The sequence below is a fragment of the Nonomuraea sp. NPDC050556 genome (assembly GCF_044457355.1).
GTDB lineage: Bacteria > Actinomycetota > Actinomycetes > Streptosporangiales > Streptosporangiaceae > Nonomuraea.
The window spans coordinates 1,005,713-1,024,424 of sequence record NZ_JBITGU010000003.1; the positions used below are offsets into that span (position 1 = coordinate 1,005,713).

The following is an 18,712-nucleotide window of genomic DNA, read 5'->3' on the forward strand; positions in this document are numbered from 1 at the left end:
TGGGGGACCCCGGGGAAGCCGGGGTGGGTGTGAGGGACGCCGAGGAGGCGGGGGTGGGCGTGGGCGCGGTGGGTTTGGCCGACGAGTCCGGCGAGGGGGTGGTGCGGTCCGGGGTGTTGGGGGTGGTCATGGGGTGGGCTCCTCGGTGCGCTCGAGGTGACCGTGGGACAGCCAGGTGGGCTCGGCCGAGGGGTCGATGGTCAGGCCGTCCGACCACACCAGGCGGTACGGGAGCTCAGGCCGCAGGTCAACGCTGGTCAGGTCGGCCAGCAGGCGCCGAGCCGAGGGCCAGTCGGAGCCCAATATCGAGGACAGGGCTACCCGGTTGCTTCCGGACAGGGCGGTTTCTGCTACCTCGGCCAGGCGGGCGACCGCTGCGCCTGGGGGTTCGATCACCGAGCCGGGGCCCGAGTCAGGGAGGGCGGAGCGGGGTGGCGTCGGCTGGGCGGGGGCTGGGCGGGGAGATTCGTCGACCGCGCGGGCGATCGCCGCTGGATCGTGCCAAGGCGCCGGCGCGTCGAAGACGAAGCCGTCCAGCACCGCCGCCAGCCGTTCCTTCGACGCCGTCTGGGTGAACGTGCGCCACGTCTCCGTGGGCAGCAGCGTCAGGTTGCGGGTCGTCCCGGCGGAGTCGGCCAGGCGGCCCGCCGCGCGGCGGGAGGCGTCGCTGTAGGCGTAGATGGCCGAGCGCAGATCCGTGCAGACCCGGTCGAGGTCGGGCCACCGGGTCAGGATCGTGCCGTGCAACCCCTGCGCCCGCCGCGCGATCTCCTCGGTGCCCCACAGCTTGGGCGCCTGCTCGCGCAGCTCCTCGATCGTCCCTGACGACAGGGTGATCAGCTCCAGCGCCCACAGCCGGAAGGCGCGCGCCAGGTTGAGCGCGGAGCCCCGCGCCTCCTCCATCGTGGTCCGCGGGTCGGCGACGTTGAGGTCTTCCAGGGCGAGCAGCCGGTGCATCTCGGACTGGCCGCCGTCGTCCATCATCCGCCGGATGAACATCAGCCCGACCACGCTGGTGAACGACGCGCGGTAGCGGAGCTGGTTGGGCTTGGGGAACACCTCGCGGATCGCGCCGAGCCCGCGCAGCACGCGCAGCCGGTTCTCGAAAGCCTCGGAGGTGAACGAACGGCACGCGTGGCGCATCTGGTCGTGGGTCAGCCACTCCTCGCCCGCCTCGGCGAACGCGGCGAACAGCGTCTCGGCGATGTCGACCAGCGCCGGGTCCTCGACCACCGCTCCGCTGTCGCGGGCGAGCGCGGCGAACATGCGCCGATAGGTCGACAGCACCGCCTCCTCGGAGAGCGCGGCGTCAAGGGTCAGGGGCTCCTCAAGCACGCGCTCTAAGGTACGGGTTCGCTCCGACAGTCTCGGACCATCTTGAAGGGAACCTGACGTCCGGGGTGGGTGACCGCTAGGGTGAGCCCTGTTAAAACGGGGGCAAACTCTCAGTAATCGTACATACGGGGTGAGTGACGGATGGGGATCCGCATGCTCCGGGGCGATCGGGCGACGGCGGTGGTCGCCGCGGTGGTGGTGGCCGGTCTGGTCGCGGCAGCCGCGGTGTTCGGGGTCGGCGTGTCGAGCGCGAACCCGAAGCTGGCCGATGTCGGCGCCTGGCTCTGGACCAAGGTCAAGGGCAAGGTCGTGCACGTCAACGGCCTGTCCGGCGAGGTGGACGGCTACCTCGACGCCACGGCCGGCAAGCAGCTGAAGGTCGTCCAGGACGGCTCGACCGTGCTGCTCGTCGACGAGAAGTCCGGCTTCGTCAGCAGGATCGAGCCGAGCCAGCTCGACGTCGCGCAGACGCGCAACTTCGGCGCCGTCGGCATGCAGCTCGTCGTGTCCGGCACCGCCGCCTACGCGGTCAACCCCGCGGGCACGGTGCAGCAGATCGACCCGTCCACCCTCAACTCCGTCGGTACGGCGCTGCAGCTGCCGGGTCCGCTCGGCGCCCCCCGCATCGACGGGGGCGGCAAGCTCTGGGTGCCGGTGACGGCCAAGGGCGAGGTCGTCCCGATCTCCTCCGGCGTACAGGAACGAGGGGTGAAGGTCGGCGAGCCCGGCGAGGAGCTCGCGGTCACCGTCGCGGGCAGCCTGCCCGTGATCACCAACACCCGGGCCGCGACCGCGGTCATCATCGGCTCGGACGGCGGAGCCGGGGAGATCACCCTGCCCAAGGAGGTCGCGCAGGCCGCCAAGGGCGGCGTGCTCGCACCCGCCTCGACCGAGGGTTCGCTGGTGCCGCTCCTGGTGCCCGGCCCCAACGGGCTGCTCGTGGTGATCGACACCATGTCCAACGCCGTGCTCAGCACCAAGCTGGCGGCGGGCAGGCCGGGCGTGCCGCAGGTGCTGGGCAGCAAGGTCTACGTGCCGGACGAGAGCACGGGCGGCCTGATCGTGTGGGACACCGCCGATTCCGGCAACCGCCCCACGACGATCCAGGTGGCAGACGAGCCAGGCCCGCTGGAGGTGTTCGTCAAGGACGGCCTGCTCTGGGCGAACGACCAGAACGGCGACAAGGCGGTCGTCATCGACCCCGAGGGGCGCAAGCACCAGGTGGACAAGGACGACACCGACGTCCCCGGCCCCACGAACACCCCGAAGCCGAAGCAGACCCCGAACCCGGTGCCGACGAACACGAACCGTCCCGACCCGACCGGCAAGCCGGACCCGGATCCGACGAAGAGCGACGACGACGAGCCCGGGCCGACGAAGACCCCCAAGAAGTCGCCGACGCCGACTCCTACGGCGACGCCCACTCCCACGCCGACACCCACTCCCACGCCTACGCCGACCCCAACGCCGACACCCACTCCCACGCCGACCGCGCCCAGCAAGCCCGGCTCGGTCAGCGCCAGGTCGGGGCCCGGGAAGATCGACATCAACTTCAGCCCGGCTACGGGCGGCAAGGTGAAGAAGTACACGGTGAAGGTGTCCGGGGGTGACGGCAAGGTGTCGCCGTCGTCGGTGGACGCCAACGGGCCGTTCCAGTTCGAGTTCAGCGGGGGCGACTGCGCGAAGGAGTACACGTTCACGGTCGTCGCCGAGTGGGAGGGCGGGGAGGTGGAGTCCGACCCCAGCGGTGGTGCGCGGCCGTGCGTGGCGCCCGGGGCGCCGTCGAACTTCGCGGCGAAGGCGAAGAACAAGGGGGCTGACCTGACGTGGGGGGCTCCGGCCAATGCGGACAACGGGGTGACGTACATCCTGTCGGGGGCTACGTCGAAGAGCGGGCTCGAGGGCACGTCGTTCAGCGTGGAGGGGTTGCAGAACAACCAGAAGCACGAGTTCAAGCTGAAGGCGAAGAACGCGGCGGGGGAGAGCCAGGACGCGGCATCAGCGCAGGTGGACCTGGCGTATCCACGGCAGACCTACCAGAACAAGAACAATGGCGACACCAACTCGCTGATCCGTTGCAGCCCATCAGGCTCGGGAGATTGCGGCAGCATCCCCAAGGACACCTATGGCAATATCACGGTGATCTGCCAGGCCAAGGGCAAGTCGGTCACCGACACGCAGTCGGGCGAGACCAGCGACGTCTGGGACCGTATCGAGTCGCAGTGGGGCAATGGCTACTTCAGCGACACGATGGTGACCACGCCGCGTGGGGGGTTCCCGGCGGCGCCGCTCTTCGAATGCACGGATTGACATGACCAACCAGTACTACGAACAGCAGCCAGCCGACCTCGCCACCCTCGCGGGCCAGTTCGCCCAGCGCTTCCACCTGCTCGCCCAGAACATCGAGCACGTCATCAGAGGCAAGCGCGAAGCCATAGACCTGGCCCTCATCTGCCTCTTCTCCGAAGGCCACCTCCTCATCGAGGACGTCCCGGGAACAGGCAAAACCACCCTGGCCAGGTCGATCGCCGCCAGCATCGACGCCGAGTGGCGGCGCATCCAGTTCACCCCCGACCTCCTCCCCAGCGACATCACCGGTGTGTCGATCTTCAACCAGGCCCACCAGAAGTTCGAGTTCCACCACGGCCCGGTCTTCGCCAACATCGTCCTGGCCGACGAGATCAACCGCGCCTCCCCCAAGACCCAGTCCGCGCTCCTGGAGGTCATGGAGGAGCGCAGGGTCACCGTGGACTCCGAGCCTCACCCCGTGCCCAGGCCGTTCCTGGTGGTCGCCACCCAGAACCCGGTCGACATGGACGGCACCTACCCCCTCCCGGAAGCCCAGCTCGACCGCTTCCTCATGAAGATCTCCGTCGGCTACCCCGACCACGTCTCCGAGGTCGAGGTGCTCAAGGGCATGCCGACCGGCCCCCAGGTGGAACGCCTCCCGGTCGTCGCCCGAGCCTCGGACGTCGGCGGGATGATCGACTTCGCCACCCGCATCCACGTCGCCGACCCCGTCTACGACTACATCGTCGCCCTGGTCGCCGCCACCCGCACCAACCCCCACCTGCGGCTCGGCGCCAGCCCCCGGGGCAGCCTGGCGCTGCTGCGCGCGGCGCGGGTCAGGTCGGCCGCCCAGGGCCGCCACTACGTGGTGCCCGAGGACGTCAAGGCGCTGGCCATCCCGGTGCTCGCCCACCGGCTGATCCTCACCCCGGAGGCCGAGCTGCGCGAGCGCACAGCGCAGGACGTCCTGGCCGAGATCTTGGCCGGAATGCCGGTATCGCAGGCGGCGTAGGGTGCTGACACCGCTGGGCTGGGGGACGCTGGCCGGATCCGTGCTCCTCTACGGGATCGGCTTCGCCCTCGGCTACCCGGAACCCGTCGTCCTGGCCACCGGCGGCCTGCTCGCGCTGGCCGCCGCCCTCGCCTGGACGGCCCCCAAGCCCAAGCTGGAGGTGCGCCGCGAGGTCACCCCGCTCAAGGTGCCGCGCGGCGACGCGGCGGTAGCCGTACTGCAGGTCACCAACCACGGCAGATGGGCGCTGTCCGGCCTGCGGGCCCGCGACCGTTTCGGTACGGCGGAGCACACCGTCGACCTGCCGCGCCTGCCCAGGGGCACGCTGAAGATGGTCTCCTACCCGCTGCCCACCGACACGCGCGGCGAGATCCCGGTGGGCCCGCTGCTGCTCGTGCGGGCCGACCCGCTGGGCCTGACCCGCAGGGTCCGCGAGTACGGCGAGGCCGCCACCCTCCTCGTCCGCCCGCGCACGGTCGCGCTGCCGGTCGCGCCGTCCGGCAGGGCGCACCACCTGGAGGGCCCGACCAGCGACAACGCGCCCAGTGGCACGGTCACCTTCCATACCCTGCGCGAGTACGTGGTGGGCGACGACCTTCGTCACGTGCACTGGAAGTCGAGCGCCCGCACGGGCACGCTGATGGTCCGCCAGCTCATCGACGCCAGCCTGCCCACCACCACGGTCGTCCTGGACACCAGGAACCTGCCGGAACTCGCCGTCGACGCCGCCGCCTCGGTCGCGGTGGCGGCCGCGCGGGCGGGCTTCCCTGTGCGGCTGCTGACCGGCGAGGGACCGCTGGCCGAGACGAAGGCGGACGCCGATCTGGTGCTCGACCGCCTCGCGCTGGTGCGGGCGGGCGACCACGGGGTCACCGAGGCGGTCAGGATGGCGAAGGGCGGCGGCTCGCTGGTCCTCGTCACGGCCGACCCGGCTGAGGCGGGACGGCTGGCCGGGGTGCGCAAGAGGTTCGACCGCGTGATCTGCGTCTTCGTCGGCGAGGGCATGGCCGGCGCGCCTGGCGTCACCATGGCCCCCATCACGACCCTGGACGCCCTGCCCGTGGCCTGGAGCTCCCGATGAGCCGCCGGGGTCGCCCCACGACGAGTGGCCCGGAGGGTCCGGGGCGGCCGCTGACGTGGCGTGGGGTGATCGGGCTCGTCGCGGTCGCGGCGATCGGCGCGACGGCCGGATGGGCCTTCCACCGGGTCTTCCCCGGCACGCAGCTCCTCCTCGCCGTCGCCCCGGCGGCCGTCGTCCCCGTGCTCGTGGCGGCTCTGACCAGCAAGCGCCCGCTGTGGTTGTCGCTGGTGCTCAACGTCGTGTTGTGGTTCGCCGCCACCGTCCCCCTCTACAAGGGCGTCGCGCCGGGCCTGGTCAGAGACCTCGCCAACTCCTGGGAGGCCCTGCTCACCACGCTCCTTCCCGCCACCCCCGAGCCGCGCCTGCTCATCCTCGTGCACACCCTCGTCTGGCTGGCCGCCGTAGCCGGCGCGGAGACCCTCACCCGCACGCGGACCCGCCTCGCCCCCGCCCTCCCCGGTCTTCTCGTGTACGGCGTGGCGCTGCTGCTCGGCGTCGACGGCGAGGGCTCCAACCTGCCCGCCGCAGCCGTCCTGCTGGTGCTCGCCGCCGCGCTCTGCCTGCTGCGCGACGACCGCCCGCCCGTGTGGTTGCTGGCCGGGATCCCGGCAGCGGCCGTGCTCGCCGCGGTGTCGCTGGTGGCCGGGCCGCTGCTGCCCATCGCGGCTGAGCCGTACAACCCGAGGAAGGACGTCGACCTGCCGCCACCCGTCAGGGTGGACAGCGTGAGCCCGCTCGACCGGGTCTCGGCGTGGCTGCAGCTCCCCGACCGGGAGCTGTTCACCGTGAAGTCCGACCGTCCGGCGAACTGGCGGCTGGCCGTACTCGACCGGTATGACGGGGTCCGCTGGACTTCGTCCGCCCGCTTCCAGCCGACAGGTGGACGCGTCCCGGCTGGGGACTGGACGGGCAAGACGGGCACGGTCGACCAGACGGTCACGTTCGACGGCCTGCCGGGCACGTGGCTGCCGTCGGCTGAACGGCCCGCCGAGGTGTCCGGGGTGCCGGGGCTGGCCGTCGATCCGGCGAGCGGAGCGCTGCTGGCGGCCGAGCAACCGGCCAAGGGGTTCACCTACCACGTGCTGTCCCGGGTGGCGGAGCCGTCCAAGGCGGAGCTGCTCGACGCGCGGCCGGTTGAGGATCCGGCGCTGGTGGAGTTCCCCGCGAGCCCGCAGGAGAAGCTGTTCCGCGAGCTGGCCCAGGAGGCGACCAAGGGCGCGGACACCCCGATCAAGCAGGCCTACCGGCTGCAGGGCTACCTGCGGGCGAACGCGAAATACGACATCACCGCGCCTCCCGGACACTCGCTCAAGGGGTTGGAGTTCTTCCTGCAGACCACGCAGCGGGGCACGTCGGAGCAGTTCGCCACGTCGTTCGCGCTGATGGCCAGGACGCTGGGGCTGCCGTCGCGGGTGGTGGTCGGCTTCCGTCCTGGCGAGGCCGTCAACGGCGTCTATCACGTCAAGTCCGGGCACGTGATGGCGTGGGCGGAGATCAGGTTCGAGAAGCTCGGCTGGCGGCCCTTCTACCCCACGCCAGGACGCAGCGGGGCCAAGGACGACCACGACGTGGTCTCCCAGCAGATCAAGGAGAGCGAGGAGCTGGAGGGCGAGTTCAGCCAGGGCGGCACCGACAAGCCCAAGGCGACCCGGCCGGTCGGCGGCAAGGGTACCGAGCCGGGGGACGGCGTGCCGCTGTGGGTGGCCGTCCCGGCGGGCGGCACGGCGATCCTGCTCGTCTACGTCGTCGTCGCCCTGGCGCTGCCGTGGTGGCGCAGGCGCAAACGGCGCAACGTGCCCGACCCCGAGGGCAAGGTGCTGGGCGCGTGGCAGCAGACCTGCGACGACCTGGGGCTGCGCCACCAGCCTGCACTGACGGCCGCCGAGGTGGTCGACCGCCACCCGGGCGACATTTCCAGCCACCTCAGGCCGTTGGCGGATATTTCCAACTTCGTGCGCTACGCCCCCGACGACGTCGCGGCCGAGGCGGCCGACGAGGCGTGGCGGCGCAGCGACGCCGTACGCGCCCAGGTACGCAAGAAGACCCCGCTCAAGGCCCGCCTGCGCCGCCGCCTCCTCCTCAGATAGCGATGACCCGCTCGTAGCCCCAGTCGCCCGCCACCGGCATGGGGAACAACACCGGCAGATCCACACCCACCGCGCGATACTCCTCGACCCGCGCCCGGATCGACTCGGCCGACCCGGAGGCCACGAAGGCGTCGGCCACCTCCTGCGGCACCTTCCCGGCTGCAGCCGTACGGTCACCGGCCAGGACCAGCTCGGCGACCGCCTGGAGCGCGGTGGCGTGCCCGGCGAACAGCCGGGCGACCGAGGGGTGCAGCACGTAACGCGGCACGACCGCCCGCGCCGCCTCGGCCGCCAGGCCGGGATCGTCGGCCAGGCAGCAGTGCACGACGCAGGTGATCTCCACGGGCCGCCCGTCGGCCGCCGCCCGCACCCGCGCGGCCGCCTCACCCGTCTGGTCAGGCGACATGAGGTTGAGTATCACCCCGTCGGCGATCCGCCCGGCCAGCTCCAGCATGCGCGGGCTGAGCGCGGCCAGATGGATGGGCAGGCCGGCGCGGTGCGGCGGGTGGTCGAGCGGGATCTGCCCGCTCTGGTAGAGCTCGCCGGAGAAGGTACGGCCGGAAAGCACCGCGCGCACGACCCCGACGTACTCCTCCATCATCCGCAGCGGCGGCATCGCGGGCAGGCCGAACCGGGCGTTCATGATCGTGTTCGCCACCCCGAGCCCGAGCACGAACCGCCCACCCGAGGCGGCGTCGAGCGCGACGGCAGCCTTGGCGGCCAGCACGGGGGAGCGGAGCGCGGCGTTGGCCACCGCGGTGCCGACCGTGACCCGCTCGGTGGCCGCGACGACGGGATGGCACAGCGACAGCGCGTCGCCGTGCCCCTCGGCGACGAACACAGCGGCGAAGCCCGCCCGCTCGGCGGCAGCCGCGTGCGCGCCGATCTGCGCGGCGCGCAGGCCGCTGTGGGAGGCGATGGACAGTCCGAGCCGGGTCATCGTAACTCCCGCTTGAGTACCTTGCCGGTGGTCGTCCGCGGGAGCGTCTCGACGAACCTGACGCTCTTGGGACACTTGAACCCGGCCAGCCGCTCCTTGCTCCAGGCGATGAGCTCCTCGGCGGAGACCTCGCCCCCGCGCACGACGACGGCGTGCACGGCCTCGCCCCAGCGCGGGTCGGGCAGCCCGATGACCGCGACCTCGGCGACCTGGGGATGGGCGGAGAGGACGTTCTCGACCTCGGCCGGGTAGATGTTCTCCTCGCCGCTGATGATCATGTCCTTGGCGCGGTCGAGGATGTAGAGGTAGCGGTCGGGGGTGAGCCTGGCGATGTCGCCGGTCCGGTACCAGCCGTCGTCGAACGCGGCGGCCGTCGCCTCGGGGTCGCGCCAGTAGCCGTCGAACAGGCACTCGCCGCGGATCATCAGCTCCCCGACGGGCTCGGGGGAGATCCTCACCTCCCAGCCGAACGAGACCCGCCCCGCGCTGGCCAGGTGCGGGTGGTCGGGGCGATGGTCCTCGGGGGCGAGCAGGCTGATCATGCTCTGGCTCTCGGTGTTGCCGTAGATCTGGCGGAACCGGCAGCCGAACGCGTCGAGCGCGGCGGCGAGCGACGACGGCGTGATCGGGGCGGAGCCGTAGGCGATCTCCACGAGCGACGACAGGTCAGGTGTACGGCTGCGCGAGCGCAACTCGGCGACTAGCAGGTCGATGAGCGAGGGGCCGGCGGTGAAGAACTCGATCCCGTCGCGCTCGATGGTGTCGAGGGTCGCGGCCGGGCTGAACGCGGTCGGGACGTGGAGGGTTCCCGCGGTCAGGAACACCTGCATGGCCTGGCCGAGCCCGCCCAGGTGGAACAGCGGCATGAGCTGCAGGTGCCGGGAGCCGCGCACCTGGTCGCCGATCTCCAGGGCGAACGCGGCGACGCTGGTGATGAGCGCGCCGTGGCGCAGCGGGATGGCCTTGGGGTGGCCGGTGGTGCCGCTGGTGTGCACGAGCGCCATGGGCGCGTTGCCGCTGAGCTGCTCGACCGGCCGGGGTGGAGGGTCCGCGTCGAGCGTGTCGCCGGACGTCCAGCCCTCGACGGCCCCGCCACCGATCACCACCCCGGTGCCTTCCAGCGTGGCGGCGAACTCGGCGTCGGCCGCGACCGCCACCGGCTGGAGCAGGTCGAAGAGGTCGTCCAGCTCCGCCGTACCGAGTCGCCAGTTGACCAGGGCGGGCAGCGCGCCCGCGCGCATGAGGGCGAAGGTGTGGACGAAGAAGTCGGCGCTGTTCCTCGCCATCACGGCCACCACGTCGCCCGGCTTCACCATCGCGGCCCAGCCGCCCGCCCGACGCTCCATCCGGTCGAGCAGCTCGGCGTAGGTCAGGCGGGTTCCCCTGTCGTCGATGAGCGCGGGCACGTCGGGGCAGACCGTGGCGCGCCACTCCAGAACATGGATCCAGCTCTGCATGCGCCCGATCATTGCAGAAATCATTTCTGCAGGGCAGACTTCCGAAGCATGAAATTTCCGGACAAGGTGGTGGTGGCTTGTCGGGTGCTTGCTCATCAGGGACTGGCCAGAGATGTCCTCGGGCATGTGAGTCTGCGCACGCCCGGAGGGATGCTCATCCGCTGCAGGGGACCCCGGGAACGCGGCCTGCTCTACACCTCGGCAGAAGACATCCACGAGGTCCCGCTGGACGGTCCGTACGACCTGCCCGGCGGCTACAAGGTGCCCGCCGAGCTGCCCATCCACGCCGAGACCCTGCGCCGCCACCCCGGGGTGAACGCCGTCGTGCACGCCCATCCGCCCGCCCTGGTCGCCGCCGACCTCGCCGGGGTGCCGCTGCTGCCGATCGTCGGCGCCTACGACATCCCCACGATGCGGCTGGTGAGGGATGGCGTGCCCGTCTACCCGCGCGCCGTCCTCATCCGGCGCGCCGACCTGGCGGCGGAGATGCTGGAGGCGATGGGCGACCGCCCGGTCTGCGTGCTGCGCGGCCACGGCGTCACCGTCACCGGAACCACCCTCGCCCAAGCGGTCACGAGGGCGGTCGGCCTGGAACATCTGGCCCGCCTGTCCCTGGACGTCGTGCGGGCGGGCGGCACGCTGCGCCCGCTGCCCGAGGCGGACCTCGCCGAGCTGCCCGACCTCGGGGCCGCGCTCAACGAGGAGGCCATCTGGCGCTACCTGGAAGGGAGATCAGGTGCTTGAGCTGGACAAGGTCCTGGCCGACGTGCGGGAGGGCATGATCCCCGCCTTCGTCTACAACGACCAGGAGATCTTCGCGCTCGAACGCGACCGGCTGTTCGCCAGGTCGTGGGTGTTCGTGGCGCACGAGTCCGAGATCCCGTCGCCCGGCGACTACGTGGTGCGCCGCGTCCTGGCCGACTCCTTCATCGTCGCCCGCGACGAGCGGGGGCAGGTGCGGGTGATGTTCAACATGTGCCTGCACAAGGGCATGCAGGTGTGCCGCGCGGAGCTGGGCAACACCTCGCACTTCCGTTGTCCGTACCACGCCTGGACCTACAGCAACGACGGGCGGCTGGTCGGGCTGCCCTTCCACCAGGACGCCTACGGCGGCGAGGACGGCTTCGCCAGGAAGGGCCAGAGGCTGCTGCCCGCGCCGTCCATGGAGACCTACCAGGGCTTCGTCTTCGTCAGCCTCGACGCGGACGCGCCCCCGCTCAGGGGTTTCCTCGGCGACTTCGCCTTCTACCTCGACTTCTACGCCAGCCAGAGCGAGGGCGGGCTGGAGCTGCGCGGGCCGCAGCGCTGGCGGGTGAAGGCCAACTGGAAGATCGGCGCGGAGAACTTCGCCGGCGACAGCTACCACACCCCGCACACGCACGCGAGCGTCGTCGACATCGGGCTGTTCAGGGAGCCCAAGGCGAGCAAGCGCAAGGAGGGCGCGCTCTACCTGGCCGGTCCTGGCGCGGGCACCACCTACAAGCTGCCGCCCGGCGACTTCGCGGAGAAGCTCGCCTACGTCGGCTACCCGCCGGAGATGATCGAGCGCATGCGGTCCGCCTGGACAGGCCCGCAGCGGGCGCTGGTCGAGGACGACGGCTTCATGGTCTCGGCCGCGACGCTCTTCCCGAACCTGAGCTTCGTGCACAACTGGCCGCAGATCGACGACCAGGGGACCGTCGTCCCGTTCATCTCGGTACGGCAGTGGCAGCCCGTGTCGCAGAACGAGACCGAGATCCTGTCCTGGTTCGCCGTCGACAGCCAGGCTCCGGAGAGCTTCAAACGCGACTCCTCCAAGGCGTACGTCATGTGCTTCGGCAGTTCGGGCATGTTCGAGCAGGACGACGTGGAGAACTGGGTGTCCATCACCGAGATGGCGTCCGGGTCGATGGCGCACCGGCTCCACCTCAACAGCCGCATGGGCCTGACCTCGGACGGCGACCCCATCAAGCCGCCCATGTCCGGCTTCTCCGGGCCGGGGGAGGCGCGGCAGGGGTTCGGCGAGTTCAACCAGCGGCACTGGCTGTCGATGTGGGCCGACCACCTGGAGGCACGATGAACCCCCTGCGTTACACCGAGCCCGACCACCAGGACGCGCACCAGTTCCTGGTGGAGGAGGCGGCCCTGCTCGACCGGCACGACTTCGCCGGGTGGCTGGCGCTGATGTGCGACGACATCCGGTACGTCATGCCGGTGCGGGTCACGACGGCGCGCGGCGCGGCCTTCGACGCGCTCGCCGACATGGGCCACTTCGACGAGGACCTCTACTCGCTGCGCAAGCGGGTGGACCGGTTCGCCACCGAGCACGCCTGGACGGAGGACCCGCCGTCGCGGACCCGGCACTTCGTGACCAACGTGCGCGCGTTCGCGACCGGGGACGGGCTGCTGGTGGAGTCGTCGGTGCTGCTGTTCCGCAGCAGGGGCGACACCAGGGAGGCGGAGACCGTCTCGGCCGGCCGTACCGATCTGCTCAGGAGGGTCGGCGGGGAGTTGCGGCTGGCCAGGCGCGAGGTGCAGGTCGACGAGTCCGTGCTGCGCACGCAGAACCTGGCGATCTTCCTGTGAGGCTGGCCAACGAGTACGCCGAGGTCACCGTGGAGGCGGTCACCACCCGCAACGGGGTACGGCTGCGCATCGCGAGCCCGCACAGCGGCCGGGAGATCCTGCTGTGCCCGCTGGAGTTGGAGACGCTCACCTGGCAGGACCACGACCTGTTCTCCAGGCTGCTGGAGACGCCGCACGGGCCTGAGCACTGATGGGCTGGCTGGAGGGCAGGCGCGCCCTGGTGGTCGGCGCGGGTTCCGGGATCGGGCGGGCGGTGCTGGACGCCTTCGTGGCGGAGGGGGCCTGGGTGGCCGCGCTGGAGATCGACCCGGCCAAGTGCGAACGGTTGCCCGGCGAGGTCGTGCGGTGCGGCGACGCCCTGTCGCTGGCCGACACGCGGGCGGTCGTCGAAGCGTGTGACCGGCTGGACGTGCTGGTCAACTGCGTCGGCGTCTTCGACTTCTACCGCGGGCTCGGCGACCTGGACGACGACGCGTTCGACGCCGCCTTCGACGAGATCTACCGGGTCAACGTCAGGAGCCACCTCGTCTCGGTCAAGGCGGCGCTCCCCGCGCTGCGGGAGTCGCGCGGGAGCGTGGTGCTGACCGTGTCGACGTCGGGGTTCTACCCGGGGCGCGGCGGCGTCCTGTACGTCGGGTCGAAGTTCGCCGTGCGGGGCAGCGTGCTCGCGCTGGCGCACGAGCTTGCCCCCGACATCAGGGTGAACGGCGTCGCCCCCGGTGGGACACTCGGCACCGAGCTGCGCGGCTCCCAGGCGCTCGGGGAGGCGGGCCGTACCCTCCCCAACGGGAACCGGGAGGCGGAGCTGAAGGCGCGCACGCCGCTCGGGGTGGCGCTCACCCCGGCCGACCACGCGGGCAGCTACGTCTTCCTGGCCTCCGACCGGGCGCGCGGTATCACCGGCACCACGATCCACTCCGACGGTGGCATCGGCATCAGGTGAGTGTGGCTGCCGCGGCGCGCAGGGCCTGGGCGATCTCCTCCACGCGCTCCTGCGGCAGGCGGGACAGCGGCGCGGAGATCACCAGCGCCGCAGGAGGGGTGTGCCTGCCCGCCGGGATGGCCGCCGCGACGGAGGCGACGCCCTCCTCGCTCTCCTCGCGGTTGAACGCGTAACCCCGCTCGCGCACCTTGGCGAGCTCGACGGCCAGCTGCTCGCGTGAGGTGATCGAGCTGGGCGTCTGCGCGGCCAGCGGCCCGTCGCCGGGCAACACGGCAGCGAGCTCGACGGGACCCAGCGCCGCCAGCAGCGCCTTGCCCGACGCCGTGCAGTGCGCCGCGAAGCTGGACCCCGTGCGCGCCGCCACCCGCAACGCCCGCGTGCTCTCCACCGCGTCGAGGTAACGCACCTCCCCGCCCTCCAGCACGGCCAGGTGCACGGTCTCGGCGAACCGTACGGCCAGCTCCTCCAGCACCGGCCTGACCAGGGCGCGGATGTCCATGTGCCCCACCGCGGCCAGGCCGATCTCCACCAGCGCCGGCCCGGCCACGTAGGCGCGGGAGTCCGCCTCCTGGCGCACGAAGTCGTGGTAGGCCAGCATCGCCAGCAGTCGGTGCGCGGTGGAGTGCGCGACGCCCAGGTAGTCCTTGGCGTCAGACAGCCGGACCCGCTCGTGCTCCCTGAACATCCCCAGCAGGCGCAACGCGTTGTCGACCGAGGAGATGGGGTACGCGGGCGGATCGGCTTTCTGCACAGCAGAAGCTTAGACGCGCTCGGCCACCCACGCGGCGATGAGGTCGGCGCCCTCGGTCCTGGCCCCGCCCGGCTCCTGCAGGTAGTGGTCGGCCTTGACGAACTCCAGCCGCTTGTCGGCCGCGGCGAGGCTGTCGAAGACCGAACGCGCGTCGCTGTCGTACACGCACGCGTCGGCGGTGGCGTGCACCACCAGCGACGGCACGGTGATGCGCGCCAGGTGCGGCCCGGCGATGCACTGCGAGGTGCGCAGGCTCCACATCGACAGCCAGGTGCGCAGCGTGCACAGCGCCCCGATGCCGAACACGCCGTAGTTGGCCCTGACCGGCTCGCCCTGGTAGCACCAGTTGGGCCTGCGGTCGGACGGTTCGATCGACGGGTCGATCATCCGCAGGTCGGCCCAGGTCCTGTAGAGGTTGAAGAGCTGGTCGCGGGCCCGCGTCCCCTTGAGCGTCTCCAGCCGCTCCAGCGCCCAGTCGGTGATGCGCTCGTTGCGCGCCACCTGCGCCGCGCGGTAGCGCCGCTGGAACTCCGCGCTGTACGGCGGGCCGTTCGCCGGGTCGAACGGGTCGAGCGCCGGATCCACGGACAGCGCGTCCGTCTCGTCGGTCACCGACGGATCCATCCACGCGGTCAGCACCTCAGGCCGCCCCGAGTGCGCCGCCAGCGCGACGAACAGGTCACCGGCCGGCAGGTCCTCGATTGCCTCGACGGGACGGGCTCCGGCCACCGGCACCACGTTGGGGGAGACGGCCTGCGACTGGTAGGCGGCCATGAGCGAGCCGCCGCCCGAGTTGCCGAGCAGCACGACCGTCTCCACGCCCGCCTGCTCGCGCAGCCAGCGCACCCCGACGCCGATCTCGGCGAGCGCGTGGTCGAGCAGGAAGTACGGCTCGGCGCCGCGGAAGCGGGTGTTCCAGCCGAGGAAGCCGTAACCCCGTTCTGCCAGGTAGGAGGCGAGGTAGTGCTCGGAGAAGTCGATGTTGTAGTGGGTGGCGATGAACGCGACCTTGGGCCGCTGCCCGTCGGGCCGGTGGTAGACGCCCTGGCAGGGATGCCCGCCCGCGCCCGCCCGGCCGACCAGGGGCGAGGGAAGCCCCACGAACTCCTTCATGCGGCCGACACTAGCGCATCTCTGAAACTAAGTTTAGATTCAGTTTTATGGCTTGGCAGAATCCGGAATTCGAGATCGGCGGGGTCAACCACCTCGCGCTCGTCTGCTCCGACATGGCGCGCACGGTCGACTTCTACACCAACGTGCTGGGGATGCGGCTGATCAAGACCGTGGAGTTCCCCAAGGGGGCTGGGCAGCACTTCTTCTTCGACATGGGAGGGGGTAACGCGCTGGCGTTCTTCTGGTTCGAGGACGCGCCGGACGGGGTTCCCGGCGTCTCGCAGCCGGTGACCGTACCGGGGATCGGGGAGTGGACGTCGGCGGTGGGGACGATGAACCACGTCGCGATGCACGTGCCCGAGGAGCGGTTCCTGGAGTACCGGGCGAAGCTCAAGGCCAAGGGGGTCAGGGTCAGCCCGATCATCGACCACGACGACAGCCCGCTGGGGTTCTCGACCACGCTCACCGACGACGTGTACGTGCGCTCGTTCTACTTCCAGGACCCGGACGGGATCCTGCTGGAGTTCGCGTGCTGGCGCCGCGAGATGGGCGCTCCGGGAGATGTGGTCCACACCCCGAAGACCGCCGCCGACAGGCGCTGACCATGGTGTCGTGGATTCACGTGCTGGAGTGGCGGGCCGCCGTCACCCCTGACACGGTGGCGCTGAGCGACCAGCGCGGGGGGTCGCTCACCTACGCGAAGCTGCTTGCCGCCGTCGAGCGGGAGGCTGGCCGGTTCGCCGCCGCCGGGGTGGTTCCGGGTGAGGTCGTCCCGATGGTGGCGCACAACAGCGTCGAGTGGGTTGCCGCTCTCTTCGGGCTGGTGCGGGCGGGCGCGCTGCCGGCACCGCTCAACTGGCGGTTGTCGCCACCCGAGCTCGCCGCGCTGGTGGGGTTGGCGGGAGCGCGAAGGGTGGTGGCCGACGATGCCTGCGCAGGGCTCGTGGCCGCTGACGTGCTGGCTATGGGAGGCCGACTGGGCGACGGCGCTGAGCGGGCAAGGCCTGATGATGCGGTGCCCGAGCGGCCGGTCGAGCGGTTGCGTGGTGGGGAGCCGTGCCTGTTGCTGCACACCAGCGGCACCACCGGCCGCCCCAAGCTGGTCCCCATCAGCCACGAGATGCTCGTCGCCGCCATCGTGTTCATGAAGCTCGAAGTCCCGGAAGCAGCCCCCGGCGCCAGGCACCTCAGCGCCTTACCGCTCTTCCACGCGGCAGGCCTGGCCAACCTCGCCTACTCGCTGTTCACCGGCGGCAACCTGCACCTCATGTCCGCCTTCACCCCCGCCACGTTCGTCGACGAGCTGATCGGCCGCCGCATCCAGCTCACCCAGCTCGTCCCCACCCTGATCAACGCCGTCGAGGCCGAGGTGCGCGCACGCGGGGTGAAGCTGCCCGACCTCGTCGAGGTCGTCTACGGCGCCTCACCCATCCACCCCGACGCCCTGGAGCGAGCCGTCCACACCCTGGGCTGCCGGTTCAGGCAGAACTACGCCAGCACCGAGACGGGCCCCCTGCCGATCACCACGCTCGGCCCGGAGGACCACGACCCCGCGCGCGGCAGGCTCGCCTCGGCGGGACGGCCGTCGCTGGGCTGGGAGGTGCGCCTGGGCGAGCACGACGAGATCCAGGTCAGAGGCGCCATCCCGGTCCCCGGTTACTGGGGCGACGACGAGGCCACCCGGGCCGCGCGCACCCCCGACGGCTTCTACCGCACCGGCGACATCGGCGTCTTCGACGCCGACGGCTACCTCACCATCGTCGACCGGCTCAAGGACATGATCGTCACCGGCGGCGAGAACGTCTACGCCGCCGAGGTCGAGGCCGTCCTGTCCCAGGCCCCCGGCGTGCGCGAGGTGGCGGTGATCGGCGTGCCGCACGAGACCTGGGGCGAGAGCGTGCACGCCGTGGTGGCGGGCGAGGGCAGCGAGGCCGACCTGGTCGCGTGGGCGAGGGTACGGCTGGCCGGGTACAAGTGCCCCACCGCCGTCACCTTCGTCGACGCCCTGCCCAGAAACGCCACGGGCAAGGTGCTGAAGGAGCCGTTGCGCGAGCCGTACTGGACGGGAAGGACCAGGCGTGTGTCCTAGGCTGGTGCGACGATGAGGAAACACACGTTCACGCCTGCCAGGAAGGTCGAGGCGGACAGGGCGGACAAGAAGGTCACCAGGAAGGGCCGCGAGACCGACGAGGCGCTGCGCGAGGCGGCCAGGAAGGTCTTCGCCCGCGACGGCTACCTCAACGCGAAGATCAGCGACATCGCCGCAGAGGCGGGCAAGTCGGTCGCGTCCTTCTACAACTACTACGACACCAAGGCCGACCTCCTGGCCGCGCTCGCCGGCGAGTTCCACCAGGAGGCCACCGAGATGGCCGTGCTGCCGTACCGGCGCGGGCTGTCGCGCGAGGCGGCGCTGCGGGAGGCGGTCGCCGGGTTCTGGCGCACCTACAGCAAGCGGCGCGGCGAGCTGATCGGCATCTTCCAGGCCTCGATGCTGGAGGAGGAGTTCCTCGACCGGTGGCTGGACATCAGGGCGGAGGCCCTGCAGCGCATCGCGGCCGAGATCAGGCGGGCGCAGGCCGACGGCTACTGCCCCGGCATCGACCCCGTGCTCACCGCCTCGGCGCTGTCGGCCATGCTGGAGCACTTCTGCTACATCTGGCAGGGGCAGGGCGGCGAGCGCATCGAGACGGCGTTCGACGACGAGCGCGCCATCGACACGCTGGCCACCGTCTGGGTGAAGTCGATCTACTGGCGGCCCTGAAGCGCCTCGCGCGCCTCGCGGATCGGGGTGCGCTGGGCCGAGTCGAGGTACTCCTCGATGCGGGCCACCCGCCCGTCGCGCACCCGCAGGTACATCGCGCAGTGCAGGGCGACCTCGCGCCCGTCGGGCAGGCGGCCGTGCAGGACGTGCTGCTGCAGGACGCCGTCGGGCACCTCGGCCCGCCTGACGACCTCGTACGACAGGTCGGACAGCACGCGGTGCAGCCCGCCGAGCACCCGCAGGTTGTCCTCCACGCTCTGCTCTAAAAGGTCGTCGTTGTGCCAGATCACCGCGTCAGGGGTGTAGAGGGCGCGGACCAGGTCGACGTCGCCCGCCTCGATGGCGGCGAAGAAACGGTCGATGAGGGCATCGTTCATG

At 71.2% G+C, this 18,712-nt stretch carries 18 protein-coding genes; 12 read left to right on the top strand and 6 right to left on the bottom strand.

Features of this window, described 5'->3' with window-relative positions:
- Window positions 1–126 precede the first annotated feature (126 nt).
- Window positions 127–1,335 carry a hypothetical protein gene (locus tag ACIBG8_RS33705; protein ID WP_397347109.1) on the bottom strand — a complete coding sequence of 403 codons (1,209 nt, stop codon included), beginning with the start codon at window positions 1,333–1,335 and terminating at the stop codon, window positions 127–129.
- A gap of 153 nt (window positions 1,336–1,488) precedes the next feature.
- Between ACIBG8_RS33705 and ACIBG8_RS33710 the strand changes: the two genes are divergently transcribed.
- The 4 genes from ACIBG8_RS33710 to ACIBG8_RS33725 are packed head-to-tail and all read left to right on the top strand — an operon-like array spanning window position 1,489 to window position 7,804.
- A complete protein-coding gene (locus ACIBG8_RS33710) occupies window positions 1,489–3,645 on the top strand; it encodes a hypothetical protein (RefSeq protein ID WP_397347110.1) in 2,157 nt (718 codons plus the stop codon).
- Window position 3,646: 1 nt separating this feature from the next.
- The gene (locus tag ACIBG8_RS33715; RefSeq protein WP_397347111.1) at window positions 3,647–4,636 is read left to right on the top strand and encodes an AAA family ATPase; all 990 of its coding nucleotides are present in this window, start codon (window positions 3,647–3,649) and stop codon (window positions 4,634–4,636) included.
- Between the two features lies 1 nt (window position 4,637).
- Entirely contained in the window at window positions 4,638–5,717 is a 1,080-nt protein-coding gene (locus tag ACIBG8_RS33720) for a DUF58 domain-containing protein (RefSeq protein WP_397347112.1), read from the top strand.
- Entirely contained in the window at window positions 5,714–7,804 is a 2,091-nt protein-coding gene (locus ACIBG8_RS33725) for a DUF3488 and transglutaminase-like domain-containing protein (RefSeq protein ID WP_397347113.1), read from the top strand. Before ACIBG8_RS33720 ends, ACIBG8_RS33725 begins: the two co-directional genes overlap by 4 nt.
- Here the strand turns inward: ACIBG8_RS33725 and ACIBG8_RS33730 are convergent.
- A complete protein-coding gene (locus ACIBG8_RS33730; RefSeq protein WP_397347114.1) occupies window positions 7,797–8,744 on the bottom strand; it encodes an LLM class flavin-dependent oxidoreductase in 948 nt (315 codons plus the stop codon). The genes ACIBG8_RS33725 and ACIBG8_RS33730 overlap by 8 nt on opposite strands.
- Window positions 8,741–10,201 (bottom strand): class I adenylate-forming enzyme family protein, encoded by a 1,461-nt coding sequence (locus tag ACIBG8_RS33735; RefSeq protein WP_397347115.1) that lies wholly within the window; start codon window positions 10,199–10,201, stop codon window positions 8,741–8,743. Before ACIBG8_RS33735 ends, ACIBG8_RS33730 begins: the two co-directional genes overlap by 4 nt.
- Window positions 10,202–10,249: 48 nt before the next feature.
- Here ACIBG8_RS33735 and ACIBG8_RS33740 point away from each other — a divergent pair, with 48 nt between their 5' ends.
- The 5 genes from ACIBG8_RS33740 to ACIBG8_RS33760 are packed head-to-tail and all read left to right on the top strand — an operon-like array spanning window position 10,250 to window position 13,709.
- Window positions 10,250–10,945 (top strand): class II aldolase/adducin family protein, encoded by a 696-nt coding sequence (locus ACIBG8_RS33740; RefSeq protein ID WP_397347116.1) that lies wholly within the window; start codon window positions 10,250–10,252, stop codon window positions 10,943–10,945.
- Window positions 10,938–12,260, top strand: a complete 1,323-nt coding sequence (locus ACIBG8_RS33745) for a Rieske 2Fe-2S domain-containing protein (protein WP_397347117.1) — start codon at window positions 10,938–10,940, stop codon at window positions 12,258–12,260. Before ACIBG8_RS33740 ends, ACIBG8_RS33745 begins: the two co-directional genes overlap by 8 nt.
- Window positions 12,257–12,766, top strand: coding sequence for a 3-phenylpropionate/cinnamic acid dioxygenase subunit beta (locus tag ACIBG8_RS33750; RefSeq protein ID WP_397347118.1), 510 nt, complete (start codon window positions 12,257–12,259; stop codon window positions 12,764–12,766). Before ACIBG8_RS33745 ends, ACIBG8_RS33750 begins: the two co-directional genes overlap by 4 nt.
- Window positions 12,763–12,957: a hypothetical protein gene (locus ACIBG8_RS33755; RefSeq protein ID WP_397347119.1), complete on the top strand. Its 195-nt coding sequence runs from the start codon at window positions 12,763–12,765 to the stop codon at window positions 12,955–12,957. The genes ACIBG8_RS33750 and ACIBG8_RS33755 overlap by 4 nt, the downstream gene beginning before the upstream one ends.
- Window positions 12,957–13,709 carry an SDR family oxidoreductase gene (locus ACIBG8_RS33760; RefSeq protein ID WP_397347121.1) on the top strand — a complete coding sequence of 251 codons (753 nt, stop codon included), beginning with the start codon at window positions 12,957–12,959 and terminating at the stop codon, window positions 13,707–13,709. Before ACIBG8_RS33755 ends, ACIBG8_RS33760 begins: the two co-directional genes overlap by 1 nt.
- Here ACIBG8_RS33760 and ACIBG8_RS33765 read toward each other — a convergent pair.
- Both ACIBG8_RS33765 and ACIBG8_RS33770 read right to left on the bottom strand, forming a co-directional pair.
- Entirely contained in the window at window positions 13,702–14,460 is a 759-nt protein-coding gene (locus ACIBG8_RS33765; protein ID WP_397347122.1) for an IclR family transcriptional regulator, read from the bottom strand. The two genes, ACIBG8_RS33760 and ACIBG8_RS33765, sit on opposite strands and share 8 nt — an antisense overlap.
- A gap of 9 nt (window positions 14,461–14,469) precedes the next feature.
- Complete coding sequence (locus ACIBG8_RS33770) at window positions 14,470–15,573, bottom strand: alpha/beta hydrolase (RefSeq protein ID WP_397347123.1); 1,104 nt, start codon at window positions 15,571–15,573, stop codon at window positions 14,470–14,472.
- A gap of 47 nt (window positions 15,574–15,620) precedes the next feature.
- Here ACIBG8_RS33770 and ACIBG8_RS33775 point away from each other — a divergent pair, with 47 nt between their 5' ends.
- Genes ACIBG8_RS33775 through ACIBG8_RS33785 form a run of 3 tightly spaced genes read left to right on the top strand, consistent with a single transcriptional unit; the run spans window position 15,621 to window position 18,334 of the window.
- Complete coding sequence (locus ACIBG8_RS33775) at window positions 15,621–16,175, top strand: VOC family protein (protein WP_397347124.1); 555 nt, start codon at window positions 15,621–15,623, stop codon at window positions 16,173–16,175.
- A 2-nt stretch (window positions 16,176–16,177) separates the two neighbouring features.
- Window positions 16,178–17,662, top strand: a complete 1,485-nt coding sequence (locus ACIBG8_RS33780) for a class I adenylate-forming enzyme family protein (protein WP_397347125.1) — start codon at window positions 16,178–16,180, stop codon at window positions 17,660–17,662.
- Between the two features lie 12 nt (window positions 17,663–17,674).
- Entirely contained in the window at window positions 17,675–18,334 is a 660-nt protein-coding gene (locus ACIBG8_RS33785; RefSeq protein ID WP_397347126.1) for a TetR/AcrR family transcriptional regulator, read from the top strand.
- Here the strand turns inward: ACIBG8_RS33785 and ACIBG8_RS33790 are convergent.
- Complete coding sequence (locus ACIBG8_RS33790) at window positions 18,319–18,711, bottom strand: nuclear transport factor 2 family protein (protein ID WP_397347127.1); 393 nt, start codon at window positions 18,709–18,711, stop codon at window positions 18,319–18,321. The two genes, ACIBG8_RS33785 and ACIBG8_RS33790, sit on opposite strands and share 16 nt — an antisense overlap.
- Window position 18,712: the final 1 nt, after the last annotated feature.